The organism is Mucilaginibacter myungsuensis, assembly GCF_015222005.1.
In the GTDB taxonomy this organism is placed as follows: domain Bacteria; phylum Bacteroidota; class Bacteroidia; order Sphingobacteriales; family Sphingobacteriaceae; genus Mucilaginibacter; species Mucilaginibacter myungsuensis.
In genome coordinates, this window is record NZ_JADFFL010000009.1 from 14,545 (window position 1) to 31,800 (window position 17,256).

Here is a 17,256-nt window from a genome sequence, read left to right on the forward strand (position 1 = left end):
GTCGTTTATGAAATGGAGTGACTGCCTACTGCAAACTCCATACTGCCAAAACCTTAAAACGGTCTCGGCGGGGCCGGTGGCTGCGGAGGTAGTTTTATTTTCGGCAATTTTAATGCAGGTCTTCTCGGCGCCGGTGGCCTACGCGGAGACTTTGGTCTTGGCGGAGACTTCAACTTTGGCAATTTAGGACGCGGCGGTGGCGGCGGCAACTGGATAGCGTTATCGGCTACGGCCACCTCTTTGGCCTCGGTTATTGCCGGGGTGGCCATGGCGGCCAGCAGCAGGGCTATGGTCACTATTTTTAACTTCTTCATTTTTTATAAGTTTTATGTTGAACTGATGTACAACTTGTTAGTTAGCAAAATGTTTGCCGATCAGTTTGACTCGCCAAAACACATTTTGTTTAAATTTGCCCCGTGAGCGAAAAAACCATCCTTAAACTGCAACTACCTACCGACCCGCTTTGGGTAAAGAACGTGGTAGAAAGCAATATTGAAGAACTACTGACCGACCATGCTTTCTGCGAGCAAAAGGCGGCTACCAATGCCATTACTATTATTGTACAAAACCCCAATCTGTCGGATGTGGTGCAGGAAATGGCCTTATTGGTACAGGAAGAGATGGATCATTTTAAGCGCGTTCACGACATCATACTCGAGCGTGGTTTTGTATTGGGCCGCGAGCGACGCGACAATTATGTGAACGAGTTGCGCAAATTTATACTAGTAGGCGGCGGCCGCGAAGCGCAGCTGGTAGATAAGCTATTATTTTCGGCAATGATAGAGGCCCGTAGTTGCGAGCGGTTTAAAGTACTGTCCGAAAATATAAACGATGAGCAGCTTTCTGTATTCTATCACGAACTGATGATCAGCGAAGCGACGCACTACTCTATGTTCATCCGCCTGGCTAAAAAACACGCCGGCGATGTTGACGTAGATAAACGCTGGGCCGAGTTTTTAGCCTACGAAGCTAAAGTGGTAGCCAACTACGGCAAAAGCGAAACGATACACGGGTAGATCGAGGTGAAAGGATAAAGGTAAAAGGCGAAAGGTCAGCATCAATGCCAAAACCTCTTACCGTTATTCTTTTTTGAGTTTAACTTGTCATCAAAAAAACCTTTAACCTTTAGCCTCTAACCTTTAACCTTCTGCTTATATTTATACCCATGAAAAAGCTATTATTCCTTTGCCTGCCGGTGGCTTTGTTATATGCCTGTGGCGATAAGGCCCACAAAACCGATATCGAGTTTGATAAGTCGACCGAAGGCCTGCATATCCTGAAGGTTAAGGATACTTTCAACGTTTACAAAGGTTCGTACTTTGTGCTGACCGACGTTAAGAACGACACCAAGGATACGATAGAAAGCGTGACAGTAGATGTAAATTATGTAGATCAGGAAGGCGACATCGTAGCTCAATCCAATTCGGTTACGTCTAAACCAATGTTGCCCGGCGAGACGGTTACTGTAGAAAATAAATACGATTTCGGCACGTCTGAGAATGACCGCCCATACAAGATACAGGTAAAGGCGAAAAGCATGTTTTAGCCCCCTAACCCCTAAAGGGGGAATAGAAAAAAGGGAGGTTGTCATATAATTAAAACCCGGGAGCAAAGAGTTCCGGAAAAGCCACCGGTCAGGTGTAAAAGCCTGACCGGATAAACATCAAACTCCCCCTTTAGGGGGTTGGGGGGTTAATGGAAGATACATTTACTAAAAAGCACCTAAGTCATTTTTATAAAGAGGTATCGTTTTTTTTGATACCCTATTTGGTTCTGCTGGCCGGATGCCTTACAATTAAGGTGATCTACACTCGCGAGGAAATATATTTCTTCATTAATAAGTTACATACGCCGTGGGGTGACAAAGTATTCCCATTCTTTACCTTTTTGGGCGACGGTGTAGCTCTTGTGGTTTTCGCCCTTATCATTGGTCTCTTCAGCTATCGTCGCAGCTTTTTATTGCTGACCGGATATTTTATGACGGCCATAGTAGCCCAGATACTGAAATTCATTTTTGACATGCCCCGCCCCTACCTGTATTTTGAGACGATGCGTGGCAGTATCCATTATGTAGAAGGTATCACTATGCTCAGTGCCCACAGCTTTCCTTCCGGGCATACTACCACTGCCTTTTCGGCCTGTATCACAATGGCTTATATTTTCCGAAAGAACTATTTAGATGTACTGACTCTGATCCTTGCCGCATGCATCGGGTACTCAAGGATGTACCTAAGCCAGCATTTTTTTGAGGACGTTATGGCTGGTTCGGCCATTGGCGTATTCGTGACCATGTTTTGGCTATACTGGCTGGATAATAAGGAGTTTTTGTATAAAGGTGCCTGGAGAGGGGGGCTGTTGAAGAAGGCGGAGTGAGGAAAAATTCAGATATTTTTACTAAAAATTTTAGAATATCAAATATTCTTCTTACCTTTACATCGTTCCGCTCGTTCGAGCTGGGATACACCAAAACAAACAATTTTCTTTAAACCGATGCTTGCCTTAAAGGCATAGCCATCATGTTTTTTTCATTTTGGGTATTTATATTTACCCTATCAGCCATTAAAAACATCATCATGAAAACACTGACCTACCTCGCCGCTGTGCTTATGGTCACGGGACTGCTTGCGTCCTGCGATCACAAAAAGACCGTCCTATCCACTTACGACCCTAACAAGATCATCGTCCGTAACAACGGGGTCGAGATTGCCTACACCGATACCGGCATGCGGAGCGATACAGCTTTGCTATTCGTACATGGTTGGGCCATCAATAAAAGTTACTGGCAAGATCAGCGCGCCTTCTTTGAGAAAAATTACCGTGTGATAGCTATGGATCTGCCGGGCTTTGGCGAGTCGGGTAAAGACCGTAACGCCTGGGATACCAAAACCTTTGCAAGCGACGTGGATTCGGTGATCAGTGCATTGAAATTGAAGAAAGTAGTATTGGTAGGGCATTCTATGTCGGGCGATATTGTGTTGCAGGCGGCTGTAGATAATCCCGACAAAGTGATCGGATTAGTTGGTGTAGACAATTTCCAAAGCCCGGGTTATGTGCAGACCCCTAAAGACAAAAAGGACTATGCCGATGCTATGGCGCAGATGAAGAAACATTTCAGGAGTTTCGCCACGCAATATTTTAACGAAGCGCTTTTTAGCCCGACAACTGATACCGCTGTACGCAAACGTATATTAGCCGATGTGGCCAAAGTTGATACCGTGATCGCGACAGCATCGATGGAGAACAGTAATGATTTTGATGAGATAGATAAACTGAAGGTAGCCAACCAAAAACTATTCCTGATCAATAGCGACAGGCAACTTGTCGATACCACGCACATGGCCAAAAACAAGATCCCGTTCAAGATCTATTATGTGCATGGCAGCGGGCATTACCCCATGATAGAACACCCTACTCAGTTTAACGAGTATCTGCGTTTAGTAATGGCCGAAATAGCCAGCAAGAAAAAGTAAGGGATCTGTTTACGATGCAATAATGTGCGCGTTAGGCTTTACCTCCATAGCGCGCACTTTGGTAGCTATCGACGCGGCATCATAACCGCACTCAGCCCAAAGTTCGGGTTGCTCGCCATGCTCCACCACCGTGTTCGGGATGCCTAAACGGGCCACTTGTGCCTGATAGTTATTATCGGCCATAAACTCCAGCACAGCGCTGCCCATACCGCCTTCAATACAGCCATCCTCTACGGTGATCACCTTTTTGTACTTGTTGAACACTTCGTGCAGCAGGGCTTCATCTAAAGGCTTCACAAAGCGCAGATCGAAATGTGCCGGGTAAATACCTTCGGCATTTAGTTGTGAGATAGCCTTGACTGCCTCGTTACCGATCGGACCAATGGTTAAGATAGCCAATTCCTCACCATCGCATATCTTGCGTCCTTTACCAACCGGGATAGCTTTAAAAGGGCGTTTCCAATCCACCATCACCCCATTACCGCGCGGGTAACGGATAACGAACGGACCGGCATCATCCAACTGAGCGGTGTACATCAGGTTGCGTAACTCTTCCTCGTTCATGGGCGATGATACCACCATGTTAGGGATACAACGCATGTAAGCCAAATCGTAGGCGCCGTGATGGGTGCCACCGTCGGCACCGGCTAAACCGGCACGGTCAAGGCAAAATACCACGTTCAGTTTTTGGATGGCTACATCGTGGATGACCTGATCATACGCCCGCTGCATAAAGCTGGAGTAGATATTGCAGAACGGCATTAAGCCTTGTGTGGCCAATCCGGCCGAGAAGGTAACAGCATGTTGCTCGGCAATGCCCACATCAAAAGCGCGGTTAGGCATGGCCTTCATCATCAGGTTAAGCGAACTGCCCGATGGCATAGCCGGGGTAATACCCATGATCTTGGAGTTCTGCTCGGCCAATTCAATAATGGTATGGCCAAAAACGTCCTGGTATTTTGGTGGCTGTGGTTTTTCGTAAACCACTTTTTTGATCTCGCCGGTGATCTTATCGAACAAGCCGGGAGCATGCCATTTGGTCTGGTCTTTTTCGGCCAGCGCGTAGCCTTTACCTTTCACGGTAACGCAATGCAGCAATTTAGGGCCGGGGATATCTTTCAGGTCGTTAAGCACTTTTACCAAATGCTTAACATCATGCCCATCTATCGGGCCAAAGTAGCGGAACTTCAGTGCTTCAAAGAAATTGCTCTGTTTAAGCAGGGTTCCTTTGATGCTCTTTTCTATCTTTTTGGCAATGTTAAAAGCATCCGGGCCAACGCTCGAAAGCTTGTTCAGCACATAAGCGATATCGTCCCTAAAACGGTTGTACGATTTAGAAGTGGTGATATCGGCCAGGTACTCTTTCAGCGCGCCAACGTTAGGGTCGATAGATATCTTATTGTCGTTAAGGATAACGATCAGGTTGCTGTTCTCTATACCGGCATGGTTCAAAGCTTCAAAGGCCATACCCGCGCCCATAGATCCATCGCCTATTACGGCCACGTGCTGGCGGTCAGTCTCGCCTTTGTATTGCGATGCTACGGCCATACCCAAAGCGGCGGAAATGGAAGTTGAGGAGTGGCCGACACCAAAGGTATCGTAAATACTTTCGGACCGTTTTGGGAAACCGCTGATACCACCATGGATACGGTTGGTATGGAATGTATCGCGCCTGCCGGTCAGGATCTTGTGGCCGTAAGCCTGGTGCCCAACGTCCCACACTAACTGATCGTAAGGGGTATTTAAAACGTAATGCAGGGCAACGGTAAGCTCAACCACGCCCAGGCTGGCGGCAAAGTGGCCACCATTTACCGACACCACATCAATGATATACTGGCGCAGCTCTTGGCTAATTTGCTCAAGATCGTCCTCACTAAATCGCTTTAAGTCAGACGGATGATCAATTTGTTGTAAAAGTGTGCCAGCTGGTACCTGCATCGTTAATTAGATCGGGGTATTTAACTGGCAAAGTACGGCAAATATTATTTAAAAGTAATGGACTTGTAGGTTAAATATTGTTAAGCTGTGATTATTTATAAGCATTTTAAATTCAATACCCTATTTTTGAATCGGATGGAAACACAAGAAAGCTTCGAGATAAAGCTGCCCCAATTTGAAGGGCCTTTTGACCTGTTGCTATTCTTTATCGAGCGTGACGAGCTGGATATACATGATATCTCGATCACTAACATCACCAACGATTTCCTCGACTATCTGCACCAAATGTCGGCCCTGAACATGGAGGTGGCCAGCGAATTCATCTTTGTGGCCGCCACGCTGATGCGCATTAAAGCTAAAATGCTGCTCCCCCGCTACGAGGCCGATGCCGAAGGCAACGAAGTGGACCTGAAAGAGGAACTGATACGCAAACTGGTAGAGTACAAAAAGATCAAGCAAGCTTGCGAGGAGCTGCGCCCTTACGAAGAAGAGCGCATGAAGCAGGAAAAACGCGGCAACATCAAATACGATCTGGAGCAGGTAGAAAAGGTAAGTACGCCGGGCGAGGAGCTATCATCGGTAACGCTATACAAACTCATGCTCACCTACGAGCGGCTGAACAAACGCTGGCTAACCCGTACCGAAGAGGTAACGCACACCGTGGTGCAATACCCTTACACCATCGAGCGGCAAAAGAAAGCCATTGCCGATCTGCTCTCCATCAACAGTCGGTTAGATTTTAAGTCGATCGCCGGGAACTCGGAGAACAAGGTACACTTTGTTTACAACTTCCTTGCCGTGCTGGAAATGCTGCAGCAGGAGTTATTGAATATCCAGATAGGGTTGGGCTTTAATAACTTTTGGGTGGAGATGAGGGGGAAGTAGAGTCAGGGATCAAGACGTTTTTCTCATGAGTAGTTATCTCATAATAAAACAGATCATCCTTATAGGTAATTTTCTTATTTCCTGATTCTTGACTCTATATTCTTGTTTCTCTTCTCGGATCAAAAACTTACCTTAGCCCCGAATTTCGAACAGACCATGAAAAGAGACAAGATCATATTTGAATTATTGGACGAAGAACAGAATCGCCAGGAAGAAGGCCTGGAGCTGATCGCGTCGGAAAACTTTGTGAGCAAGCAAGTTATGGAGGCTGCCGGCTCGGTTGCTACCAATAAATATGCCGAAGGCCTGCCGGGCAAACGTTATTATGGCGGCTGTCAAATTGTTGACGAGATAGAGACCATCGCGATCGAACGTGCTAAACAATTGTTCAATGCCGAGTGGGTTAACGTTCAGCCACACTCAGGTGCGCAGGCTAACGCTGCTGTAATGCTGGCCTGTTTACAACCGGGCGATAAAATATTAGGTTTCGACCTGTCGCATGGCGGTCACTTGACCCACGGTTCTCCGGTAAATTTTTCAGGTAAATTATACGAGCCTCATTTTTACGGTGTGGTTAAAGAGACCGGCCGTATAGATTATGAATTGTTAGAGAAAGTCGCTTTAGAGCAAAAACCAAAGATGATCATCTGTGGTGCTTCGGCTTATTCTCGTGATTGGGATTACGAATTCATTCGCCGTGTGGCTGATAAAGTTGGCGCATTGGTATTGGCTGATATTTCTCACCCGGCCGGATTGATCGCCCGTGGTTTGTTAGCCGATCCGCTTCCGCATTGCCATATCGTTACTACCACTACCCACAAAACATTGCGTGGCCCGCGTGGTGGGATGATCATGCTGGGTAAAGATTTTGAGAACCCGTGGGGACATAAAACACCTAAAGGCGAGGTAAGGATGATGTCGTCGTTGTTAGACATGGCGGTATTCCCGGGTACGCAAGGTGGTCCGTTAGAGCATATTATCGCGGCTAAAGCTATAGCGTTCGGCGAGGCTTTGAGCGATAGCTACATGAAATACATTTTACAGGTGAAACTAAATGGCGAAGCTATGGCTAAGGCATTAGTAGAGAAGGGTTACGACATCGTTTCGGGCGGAACTGACAACCACCTGATCCTGATCGACCTGCGTAACAAGAACATCACCGGTAAAGCTGCCGAGAACGCCTTAGTATTGGCCGATATTACCGTGAACAAGAACATGGTGCCTTACGATGATAAGTCGCCATTTGTAACCTCGGGTATCCGCGTTGGTACGGCTGCCGTGACCACCCGCGGCATGAAGGAAAAACAAATGGCACAGATAGTTGACCTGATAGACGCGGTATTAAATGCGCCTGAGGATGAACATTCTTTAAAGAAAATACGTAAAAGTGTACACGCGTTAACAGAGAAGTTCCCGCTGTACAAAGACAAATAAGTGACCGTTGATATCCCTATTCCAGAAAACGAGGCCGAAAGGCTTCAGGCGCTAAGATCTTATCGGATCTTAGATACCGTTCCGGAACAGGCTTATGATGATATTACCCGCCTGGCATCGTATATATGCCAAGCCCCTATCGCCCTCATCACCCTTATTGATGAGGACCGCGAGTTTGCAAAAGCTAAGATTGGCATGGAGCACAATGGTAGTGCCCGTGCCGATTCTTTTTGCCGCTACACCATCATGGACAATACCTTGATGGAAGTACCCGATACCCTTACCGATCCTAAATTTAGCGACCACGACGCCGTTACCGGCGAGCTTGGCATCCGTTTTTACGCCGGTGCACCGCTGATCGATAATGATGGCCACCGTTTAGGTGCCCTTTGTGTGATCGATAACAAACCCCGCACTTTAAGCGCCGAACAGCGCGATGCATTACAAATACTGGCCCGCGAGGTCATCTCGCACCTTACCATCCGTAAGCAAAAAATGGCGCTGGAGGAAACGGTTGTTCGCCATACCGAGTTCTTTAACCTTTTCAATAACTCGCCCGATATCCATTGCATTATTGATGCTGATGCCAATATCGAGCTGATCAACGATGCTGTTAAACCGATCTTAGGTTACGAACCTCACGAAGCCATCGGCATGCCGGTATGGAAATTCTTCAACAGCCATATTGATCTTAACAAGCTGCAACAGCTGATAGATGACCCGATCAAATATCCATCGACCGAAATAGAGTCCGAAATAGCATCACGTCAGGGCGATATCCGCTGGGTATGCTGGTCGGTAAGTATCAAAAATGGCAAGTGGTACACCAGTGGCCGCGATATCACCTATCAAAAAAAGCTGACCGCCGAACTGGAAGAGCTATCCTTAGTGGCCAACAAGATCACCAACGGTGTGGCTATCATGGATGCCAACGACCATTCAATGTGGGTAAACCCGGCGTTCACTAATATCACAGGCTACAACCTGAAGGAAGTTCGCGGCAAACAGCTTGCCGATGTGCTGCGTGGCGATTACGACGACCCGAACATTCGCCAAAAGATCGCCGAGGGTATGCGGAACAAGCAAGCCTTCAAGATCCAGCTGCAGGTTTTCACTAAAGATGGCAAACAGATCTGGCTATCGGTAGCCAATAACATTATTTTAGACGACGACGGCAATATCCAAAAGATCATCAAAGTGATCACCGACATTACCGCCCGCAAACATGCCGAGCACGACCGTAACATCCTCACCTTTGCGGTGCAAAAATCTACCAGCGGTTTCCTTGTGCGCGACAAGGATGCCAAGGTAACTTGGATGAACGATGCCTTTGAGCAGATGCTGGGCTACTCGTTAGATGATATCAAAGGCAAGGCATTCGGCTCGCTATTACTTGGCGAAGAAACCGACATGTCGGTTTTTGAGCAGGCAGTTGAACAACACCGTCAGAAAAGGTCGTACGAGATCGAGATCAAGGTTTATAAAAAAGACCGCACACCTATCTGGGTATATCTGTCCAACAGTCCGTTGTTGAACGCCGACGGCGAAGTTGAACGCCAGGTAAGCGTAGTGGTCGATATCACCGCCCGCAAAGCGGCCGAACAGCAAATGGCGATGCTAAGCCTCGTAGCCAGCAATACTACCAGCGGTGTAGTGATCAACGATAGCCAGGGCAAGGTAGAGTGGGTAAACAACGCATTTACCACTGTTACCGGATATGATATTACCGATGTAAAAGACCGCCACCTTGGCGATGTGATCAAAGGCGAAATGACGGATGTCAGCATCATCCAAAAAGCACGCGAACTATCTAAAAACAAGCAATCTTTTGAGGTTGACCTACTGGTTTACCGTAAGGACGGGCAGCCACTTTGGATATCGGTCATCAACTCGGTGATCGTTGGTGGCAATGGCAAGGTGGAGAAATATATTGAGGTGGTCATTGATATCACCGCTAAAAAGAAGATCGAACTTGAACTGATAGCGGCTAAGGAAGAGGCATTACAATTAGGTAGGGCCAAGGAAATGTTCATGTCGGTAATGAGCCACGAGATACGCACCCCATTGAATGCGGTTATCGGTATATCCAACTTATTGCTAAAGGATGAATTATTGCCTGCGCAAAAAGGCAATCTGGATGTATTGAAATTCTCGGCCGATAACCTGATGAGCCTGATCAACGATGTGCTGGACTTTACCAAGATAGAGACCGGCAACGTGGAGCTGGAGAAAGCCCCGGTCAACATCCGCTCCATCATACAAGGTGTATCGTCGACGATCCAATTTAAGGCGAACGAAAAGAACATTTTTGTTAAGCAAGACGTTGACCATACCATCCCGGACGTGATCATTGGCGACAGCGCCCGTTTAGTTCAGATACTGCTTAACCTGGCCGGTAACGCGGTAAAGTTTACCGAAAAGGGCGGCGTAACCATCAGTTTAAGCGTAGTTGAGCAGACCCAAACCAAGGTTAGGATACGTTTTGGCGTGACGGATACCGGAATTGGTATAGCACATGACAAAATAAATACGATATTTGAGCAATGGAAGCAAGCCGACGCGGATACTACCCGCAAATACGGCGGTACCGGCCTTGGTCTTGCTATCAGTAAACGTTTGGTCACCCTGCATGGATCCCGCATTAATGTGGATAGTGTGCCCGGACAAGGATCTACATTTTGGTTCACTATCTCGTTTAAAAAAGGGACCGAGCCAACTACCAGTAAAAACATCAAAGTGGAAGAAACGCTAAAATTACATGCCCTTGTGGTAGATGACAATCAGATAAACAGGTTGTTGCTAAGTAAGGTCCTGAAAAAATGGGGCGCTACTGCCGATTTTGCCGAAGACGGCCTGCAAGCCGTACAAATGATCCAGGACAATCAAAATTACGATGTGGTGTTAATGGATATTCACATGCCCGAGATGGGTGGCTTGGAAGCTACCGAAGTCGTACGTTCAAATCCGGGATCATATTTTCAGCAATTGCCTATTGTTGCCCTTACCGCTTCTATGCTGACCGATCAAATGGACGAGATCAGTAACGCCGGCATGAATGATTATGTAATGAAGCCTTTTGACCCAAAAGCTTTGTTCGAGAAGTTGAGCTTATATCAGAAGCAATAAAAAAAAGCAGGTCTACCCTTCACTGTAAACCTGCCTTAACCAATTAACTAAATACTTTATACCTGTTTTACGTTAGGTTAAGGCAAAAGGTTCTCTGTTTCAGTAAATTAAATTTCAAATTAGTTTATTGTCATTTCTTTAGGCATCAAACATGACCAACTCCGTCTGAATATTTTTTTCATCGATGCGGACGATCCTGTAACCGAACTTGCCATTGTCTTTCTCTATCCCTCCGGCCTCCTTAGCGATCTGGTATGATGCCGCAGGCGTTACATATTGCGTGATGTTACCTACTTGCTGCATATCATCCATATGGTAATGTCCGCAGAAAATAGTGACCGGCCCCAGATTGCTAAGTAACGCTTTCTTCACCTGATCGCGACCGTGCAAAGGATATTTCCTATCGATTGGTGTATCTATACCCAATACCGGGTGATGGATGTATAACAGGATCGGTCTGTCGGTATTGATCTGTTGAGTTAACCATTGCAATTGGGCATCACTCACATGCTCACTGCTGGTATCCATAAAGACCTGTTTGTAACCATCTTCTTCGAGCGCGTAATACAGCTCCTCGTTGCCATCGCTATGCCCGTCAAAATATCGTTCGGCATCATCAACATCGTCGTGGTTGCCAACCACGTATCTGAAACTAAAATGCTTAACTGTATTAAAGAACCAGGAATAGGAAGTTGGCGCGCCAATATCACCCCCGAAAACCACGTCATGGATGCCCCGAGCTGCCACATCTTTTAGGATGCGGCGCCAGTTACGTTCCGTATTCACCCCAAGGTCTTCTAACAGGCCTTCATCAAGATGGATATCGGTGATATGGGCGATGGTTCTCATTTTTTATTTTAAGAGAGATGAGGTATAATGTATTTCAAATTAATATTAGTTTCTATCCACAACACATCCAATTCAAAACTTCGGTATAAAATAACAACATCAGGGATATTGGCTACCAGATCAGAAAGATAATGACTTGACCTGCATTGATCAAAAAGTTCTTGCTCATTAGCTATCTCTGCTAAAAAAACTACAGCTGGGTATTCATAACATTCCCATAATTCAGACAATTGACGCCTGTTAAAAAGAAAAACGACTTCTTTTAATGTGCCTAAAAGTTTATGTTGTTCATCGATCTCGATATGGTCAAAAAGACCGTCTGAAGTTTTTTCTATTTTATCTTCAGGTAACCATTCGCGATACCCCCAAAAATAACTTACCTCAAAAGTTTCGTTAAGAAATTTAAAGAGCCCATCCCATTTCAGATCGTTTATGTCAAGGTCTTTTGTAAGATCTTGAATAGAGCATTTGGCCCGTTCATGAATTCGGATATCTAAAGTTCTCATTCTTTACTTACTCTGCATAAGCAATGGTAGCAATGCTTAATTTTAGCCCCGGAATCGCTAACAACACATTAGCGCACGACTCTAAGGTGGCGCCGGTGGTCACTACATCATCAACCAACAGCACATGCTTATTGGTCAACGCGCTAACATCCTTAACGGCAAAAACCTCTTTCATGTTTGCCGACCGTTCAAAGCGGGTCTTATGAGTTTGCGTTTGGGTAGCCTTGGTGCGGATAAGATCATTAATAGACACTACCGTTCCCAAAGCTTCCGCGATGCCTTCAGCAAAATGCCGGCTTTGATTATAACCGCGTTTACGTAACCTGCTTTTATGCAAAGGGACAGGAATAACCGCATCGAAGTGTTTAAAATGCGTACTCTCAGCCATTCGCTGCCCGGCTAATGCGCCTAACTTATTACCGATCTGCGGCGCGTTGCGGTACTTTAACGAGTGTACCAATTGCTGCACCTTACCGCCCTTAGTAAAGTAGCATAAGGCATAAGCACCGTCAAGCTTTACCTTGCCCCAAAATTGTTTGGCTACGATGTTATCAGGCTGATGGTGGAAATCGGTATAAGGCAAGTTATAAAGACACTCGGTACAGATCAGATCCTCGTGCGCTACCAGGCTGTTATTGCAAGCATAACAAAGCTCGGGAAAGAGCAATGCCACAAAATCGGACCAGTACCTGCGGAGGAAGTTCATGGTTTGAAAATAGGGAAATTTCAGGTGAATTTTTAGCGGTCGTTTACCACTTATTAAAGCTCTTGCACTTTGCACTGCCATTACTTTCCCCTAATTTAGGGGAACACCACCGCCTCTGCCTTAGCATTAACTTTCATAAGGGGTAGCAAGCTTAGGTGGAAAACTATTCCAAACCCCATACTTCATTAATTGTTAGCTTTGCCAGTATGGGAACCACCGCAGCGGATTTTTTGATCGCATCCGAAGAAAAAGCCTTTGATACCCGCCATCGTGCCATTATCAATAACAATATGGGCAAATACGGCGCGGCGGTAGAGCGGGGACTTTCACGTATAGCTAACCTGGAGAACGCCAAGCGCAAGGGCCACGTCATCAAGTGGCGGGTAATGGAGAACCTGGACAAGTTACTACCCGAATTCGAGAGCAATTTCATTCGCCGTGGTGGCAAGGTGATCTGGGCTAACGATGCCGAAGAAGCCCGTAAAGAGATCCTGAACATTATCCAAAAAGCTAACGCCAAAACCGTCATCAAATCCAAATCCATGGTGACGGAAGAATTGCATCTGAATGAGTTTTTGGAGCAAAATAATGTGGAGAGTTTGGAGAGTGATCTGGGCGAGTACATCGTTCAATTATTGGGTCAAAAGCCGTACCATATCGTCACCCCGGCCATGCACCTTAGTAAGGAAGACATTGCCAAATTATTTCACGAGAAATTTGACACGCCGATAGATGCCACACCCGAGCAACTGACCTTAAAAGCCCGCGAGTTGCTACGCGAAAAATATCTGCAGGCAGACGTCGGTATATCCGGTGCCAATTTTCTATTGGCCGATACCGGCAGCATTTGCCTGACAGAAAATGAAGGTAATGCCCGATTAAGCACCACCTTCCCCAAGATACATATTGCCATTGCGGGTATCGAGAAGATGATACCGAGCATGGCCGACCTGGACCTGTTCTGGCCTATGCTGGCTACGCATGGCACCGGGCAAAACCTGACCGTCTATAACAGCATCATCAGTGGTCCAAGGCAGGCTGATGAGACCGACGGGCCGGAAGAAATGTATGTGATCCTGCTGGATAACGGCCGCACTAACCTGCTGGCCCAAAAAGAGCAGCGAGAGGGCTTGTATTGCATCCGTTGCGGGGCTTGCCTGAATGCTTGTCCGGTTTATCAAAACATCGGCGGACACACTTATAATACCTCATACAGTGGTCCTATCGGCTCCATCATTACCCCGCATATGCGCGGGATGGAGGAGTTTAAACACTTGAGCAATGCATCAAGCCTGTGTGGCAAGTGCACCGAGGTTTGCCCGGTGAAGATAGAGATACACAAAATGCTATTGCTTAATCGCCGTGATGCGGTGAACGATGGTTTAACGCCGGCTGCCGAGCGTTGGGGCTGGAAATTTTGGAAAGCCGGCATGCTTAAACGCAGCAAGATGGACTTTTTTGGCGGCGGGATGAAGAACTGGTTTATGCGCAAGTTCTTTAAAAAGACCTGGGGGCATTTCCGCGAGATGCCGCAGGTGGCCGATAAGTCGTTTTCGGCGCAATGGAAAGAAAGACAAAAAAACAAGGATAAAGATAGCGAATGAGAAAAGTGATATTGAACCTGGCGGTTAGTTTGGACGGATATATAGAAGGCCCAAATGGCGAATATGATTGGTGTTTTGCCGATCAGGACTACGGCATGGAAGCTTTTTTTGAGTCGATAGACCTGATCTTTATGGGGCGGAAGTCGTACGATCTGATCAGCAATACCGGCGACATCAATGCCTTTCCGCAGGATAAATATGTCTTTTCGGACACTCTTGACGCTGAGATGAACCCGCTGGTGAGCATCATTCGCAAAGAAAATTTTCAGGAAAAAGTAAGGGCTATCAAAGAGCAGGACGGTGGCCACATTTGGCTGTTCGGCGGTGCCGAATTGATAGAAGCTTTTTTAGAACTGAATATGATAGACGAGTTTTTGTTATCCATCCACCCGATACTTTTGGGCAGCGGCAAACACCTGTTTAAAAAATTAAGCGATCGCGTTGAATTGATCCACACAGGCACACAAAGTTACGACAGTGGATTAGTGCAGGTACGCTATGTTTTAAAACCAAAATTTGATCTGAGCAAATTGGCAGGCACCAATATGCCAGACCTTTATTGATCTATCTGACCACCCTGCCCTTCCAGGCGTATTTACGGGTGTTACCCATCAGGCCGATATAGATGAAATAGATAATGTGTATCGGCCCAAGTATCACCAGCAGGGGAAGTAATGATAGCCGTTTAAAGAACTGCATGATCGGGAACAGGAATATCGCCTCGAATAGATATTTCAAACCCATTTGTATCAAAAACAGGTTAAAGAATCTGATATCATAGAAACCCAACAAGGCGTTGATCGGCAACGATAAATTGAATAGCCAAATGCCGATAGCCACGGCCGTTATCTTTTTATCCTTATACTTTACCGATTTAGATGCCCAGCGCCTGCGCTGCTGCAAAAAGCTGGACAGGTTTGGTTTGGCATGGGTATAAACCACAGCCTCGCGTTTCTTTAGGAAACCGATACTACCCGGGAACTTCGCCGCCACCTTTTGCAGCAACAACTCATCATCGCCTGATGCCAGGTCATCGATGCCGGTAAAGCCGCCCACCTCATGAAAAATATCTTTACGATAAGCCAAATTAGCGCCATTGCAGGTTGATGCCCTGCCCAAACCAATGAACGATGCGCCAAGACCGATAAGGTAACTGAACTCGAGCGTTTGCAATTTTTCAAACAAGGAATGCTCCTCAAAATAACTTACCGGCGATGATATCATATATTTACCCTCGGCCTCAAAATAACTTACAACGGATGACAACCATTGCGGGCCCATACGGCAGTCGGCATCGGTGGCTACCATCAGGTCGCCGGTAGATCGGGCAATGGCTTCGGCAATAGCTTTCTTTTTATAGGAGTTGAGCGCGGCATCGGCTTGCAGTTGCATCAGTTGCACACCACGATCGGCATAGCTACGGATAATATCAGCAGTGCTATCGGTAGAGTGGTCGTCAACAATGATGATCTCGGTCAGCTCGCGGGGATAATCCTGCGCCATCAGGTCATCGATGGTCTTGCGAATGTTATCTTCCTCGTCGCGCGCGGCGATCAGGATGGTCACCTTTGTTTTATACGGGCCACTGAAAATCTTAGGACCGCGTAAAGCCGCCCAGCCTTTGATCATGATGACCAATAACGACAGATAGAAACCGGTAAATAAGAAAGAAATAAAGCTATACGTCGTTATCAAAGAACTTGAGTTTAAATACAAATATAGAACCTAAAATAGCCGGAACGATCAAATTAATGAACCAGATAGAAGTAACCGCCGCCATTACAGCTATCTTTTGGTCGGTTACGTAGGCGAACAATGTGCCGGCGGTAATGTTTCGCACCCCCACATCCAATAGATCTAAAGATGGCAAGGCCGACTGTATAAAGAACAGGATGAATACCATCATAAAAATATCGTGCACTGGGATAGACGGAATCAGCAGATGAATGACCAGATAATACTGGAAAGAGAACACCGCGTAACGGGCAATACAATAGCCCATAATGCGCACCAATTCGGGAAACCTATAGCGGGCCATGATATCAAAGAAGCGATGGTATTTCCTCAGCCACTTAATGCTGTTGAGCAGCGACACCATCCACCTGATGTTGAAATAGAACAGCAACATCAACAGCATGAACATGAATACCAGTATCCATAACCCAAAGTAAAAGATCGGATCCAATTTAAGGAATGTCCAAACGAACCACATAAAGGCGGCTGCGCCCAGCACATTGGTCATTACGTTTTGGCCGAACGACCCTACCGCCATGGCAAACACCCCATGCACCCTTTTACGGGGCGAAAGGAACATTACCCGTCCTCCGTACTCACCAATACGATTTGGGGTAAGTATGGCCCAGCTTAAACCGCAAAAAACAGCTTCAATGGATTCCCACAGCGTCATAGGCTGTAGCCGTTGGGTGAGGTAACGCCATTTCCCTGACTCTAACACCCAGTTAATCAGCATCAACCCCACAACTACCGACATGGTGCTGATCACTAAAGTACGATCCATCCCGCTGATGATCTGCTGAAATTTGACCAGATCTTTGCGGTTACTCAACTTTTGATAGATATAAAAAGCAGTAAGCAGCAAAATGCCCGCTTTTATAGCATAGGTGAGTATTTTTTTATTAGATCTGTTCAGCACGGGTATGTTTAGGCAATGTTACGGAAAGTTAGCGTAGAAGTGGTCATTTTAAGCCAAACTGCTGAAACAGGACGGTTGTACTTTT

At 46.4% G+C, this 17,256-nt stretch carries 16 protein-coding genes; 9 read left to right on the forward strand and 7 right to left on the reverse strand.

Features of this window, described 5'->3' with window-relative positions:
• Positions 1-53 precede the first annotated feature (53 nt).
• On the reverse strand, positions 54-314 hold the full coding sequence (locus IRJ16_RS19050) for a hypothetical protein (RefSeq protein ID WP_194113239.1): 261 nt from the start codon (positions 312-314) through the stop codon (positions 54-56).
• 102 nt (positions 315-416) lie between these two features.
• Here IRJ16_RS19050 and miaE point away from each other — a divergent pair, with 102 nt between their 5' ends.
• From miaE to IRJ16_RS19070, 4 genes are all read left to right on the forward strand, one after another.
• Entirely contained in the window at positions 417-1,016 is a 600-nt protein-coding gene (miaE, locus tag IRJ16_RS19055; RefSeq protein WP_290246636.1) for a tRNA-(ms[2]io[6]A)-hydroxylase, read from the forward strand.
• Between the two features lie 149 nt (positions 1,017-1,165).
• Positions 1,166-1,546: a hypothetical protein gene (locus IRJ16_RS19060; RefSeq protein WP_194113240.1), complete on the forward strand. Its 381-nt coding sequence runs from the start codon at positions 1,166-1,168 to the stop codon at positions 1,544-1,546.
• Between the two features lie 149 nt (positions 1,547-1,695).
• Positions 1,696-2,373, forward strand: coding sequence for a phosphatase PAP2 family protein (locus IRJ16_RS19065; RefSeq protein ID WP_194113241.1), 678 nt, complete (start codon positions 1,696-1,698; stop codon positions 2,371-2,373).
• A 200-nt stretch (positions 2,374-2,573) separates the two neighbouring features.
• Entirely contained in the window at positions 2,574-3,470 is an 897-nt protein-coding gene (locus IRJ16_RS19070) for an alpha/beta fold hydrolase (RefSeq protein WP_194113242.1), read from the forward strand.
• Positions 3,471-3,479: 9 nt separating this feature from the next.
• Here IRJ16_RS19070 and dxs read toward each other — a convergent pair whose 3' ends face one another.
• Positions 3,480-5,408 (reverse strand): 1-deoxy-D-xylulose-5-phosphate synthase, encoded by a 1,929-nt coding sequence (gene dxs, locus IRJ16_RS19075; RefSeq protein ID WP_194113243.1) that lies wholly within the window; start codon positions 5,406-5,408, stop codon positions 3,480-3,482.
• 135 nt (positions 5,409-5,543) lie between these two features.
• On the opposite strand from dxs, the gene IRJ16_RS19080 reads away from it, so the two are divergent.
• The 3 genes from IRJ16_RS19080 (at position 5,544) to IRJ16_RS23140 (ending at position 10,853) form a co-directional block, all read left to right on the forward strand.
• Complete coding sequence (locus IRJ16_RS19080; RefSeq protein ID WP_194113244.1) at positions 5,544-6,293, forward strand: segregation and condensation protein A; 750 nt, start codon at positions 5,544-5,546, stop codon at positions 6,291-6,293.
• Between the two features lie 156 nt (positions 6,294-6,449).
• On the forward strand, positions 6,450-7,727 hold the full coding sequence (locus tag IRJ16_RS19085; protein ID WP_194113245.1) for a serine hydroxymethyltransferase: 1,278 nt from the start codon (positions 6,450-6,452) through the stop codon (positions 7,725-7,727).
• Positions 7,728-10,853: a PAS domain S-box protein gene (locus IRJ16_RS23140; protein WP_194113246.1), complete on the forward strand. Its 3,126-nt coding sequence runs from the start codon at positions 7,728-7,730 to the stop codon at positions 10,851-10,853.
• A 138-nt stretch (positions 10,854-10,991) separates the two neighbouring features.
• Here the strand turns inward: IRJ16_RS23140 and IRJ16_RS19095 are convergent, their stop codons facing one another.
• Genes IRJ16_RS19095 through IRJ16_RS19105 form a run of 3 tightly spaced genes read right to left on the reverse strand, consistent with a single transcriptional unit; the run spans position 10,992 to position 12,914 of the window.
• Complete coding sequence (locus IRJ16_RS19095; RefSeq protein WP_194113247.1) at positions 10,992-11,702, reverse strand: metallophosphoesterase family protein; 711 nt, start codon at positions 11,700-11,702, stop codon at positions 10,992-10,994.
• A gap of 8 nt (positions 11,703-11,710) precedes the next feature.
• Positions 11,711-12,208, reverse strand: a complete 498-nt coding sequence (locus IRJ16_RS19100) for a hypothetical protein (RefSeq protein WP_194113248.1) — start codon at positions 12,206-12,208, stop codon at positions 11,711-11,713.
• 7 nt (positions 12,209-12,215) lie between these two features.
• Positions 12,216-12,914, reverse strand: coding sequence for a ComF family protein (locus IRJ16_RS19105; RefSeq protein WP_194113249.1), 699 nt, complete (start codon positions 12,912-12,914; stop codon positions 12,216-12,218).
• 206 nt (positions 12,915-13,120) lie between these two features.
• On the opposite strand from IRJ16_RS19105, the gene IRJ16_RS19110 reads away from it, so the two are divergent.
• The gene (locus tag IRJ16_RS19110) at positions 13,121-14,518 is read left to right on the forward strand and encodes a LutB/LldF family L-lactate oxidation iron-sulfur protein (protein ID WP_194113250.1); all 1,398 of its coding nucleotides are present in this window, start codon (positions 13,121-13,123) and stop codon (positions 14,516-14,518) included.
• Positions 14,515-15,081 (forward strand): dihydrofolate reductase family protein, encoded by a 567-nt coding sequence (locus IRJ16_RS19115; protein WP_194113251.1) that lies wholly within the window; start codon positions 14,515-14,517, stop codon positions 15,079-15,081. The genes IRJ16_RS19110 and IRJ16_RS19115 overlap by 4 nt, the downstream gene beginning before the upstream one ends.
• A 1-nt stretch (position 15,082) precedes the next feature.
• Here the strand turns inward: IRJ16_RS19115 and IRJ16_RS19120 are convergent, their stop codons facing one another.
• Both IRJ16_RS19120 and IRJ16_RS19125 read right to left on the reverse strand, forming a co-directional pair.
• Positions 15,083-16,213 (reverse strand): glycosyltransferase family 2 protein, encoded by a 1,131-nt coding sequence (locus IRJ16_RS19120; protein ID WP_228080332.1) that lies wholly within the window; start codon positions 16,211-16,213, stop codon positions 15,083-15,085.
• The gene (locus tag IRJ16_RS19125; RefSeq protein WP_290246646.1) at positions 16,197-17,171 is read right to left on the reverse strand and encodes a lysylphosphatidylglycerol synthase domain-containing protein; all 975 of its coding nucleotides are present in this window, start codon (positions 17,169-17,171) and stop codon (positions 16,197-16,199) included. The genes IRJ16_RS19120 and IRJ16_RS19125 overlap by 17 nt, the downstream gene beginning before the upstream one ends.
• Positions 17,172-17,256: the final 85 nt, after the last annotated feature.